Here is a 534-nt window from a genome sequence, read left to right as displayed (position 1 = left end):
TTGAACCACTCTCGAAGATTGGCTAAGGATGTTGAAAAATCGGTATCGTCAGAGGTTGCTTTGGTCAAACTATCACACATTAGTCGGCTTTTAAAGGCTCTATGATTTTGTGAATACAGGTTCTTATAGTCATCCACAAGTTTGATAAGACTTACTTTGTCGATTTTCTTATCAAGCTGTGATACTTTTTTAATAGTTCCACCTGTAATCTCAACTGTTCTACTTCAGATAGTTGCGTCATCCCTTTGTCGTATGTATACTGTTTCCCTACGGGTTGGTGGCATCGATGGCGTTCTTCCTTCTCATACCATGTCATCCAAGTGTCGATTTGATTCTTATTTTTGATTCCCAAAGTCTCTTTGATAACTTTGTTAGACTTTCCAGTCTTTTTCATTTCGATACAGGCTAACTTAGTTTCTACCGAATACGCTTTTTTGATCATAACAAAACACTCCTGTTTCTAGTTTACTAGTTTTCAACAGGAGTGTTTTTCTTATGTCTCATTTTATGGGTGCAGTGCCATTCATCTATTGT

The 534-nt window shown here is 37.1% G+C and carries 1 protein-coding gene; it reads right to left on the bottom strand.

The features are described from left to right. Positions 1-151 precede the first annotated feature (151 nt). Positions 152-442: a hypothetical protein gene (locus tag ACMZ6U_RS10710; RefSeq protein WP_416108384.1), complete on the bottom strand. Its 291-nt coding sequence runs from the start codon at positions 440-442 to the stop codon at positions 152-154. Positions 443-534 lie beyond the last annotated feature (92 nt).

The sequence above is a fragment of the Streptococcus pluranimalium genome, from assembly GCF_047785745.1.
Classification (GTDB): domain Bacteria; phylum Bacillota; class Bacilli; order Lactobacillales; family Streptococcaceae; genus Streptococcus; species Streptococcus pluranimalium_B.
This window is presented reverse-complemented; position numbering and strand designations above follow the sequence as displayed.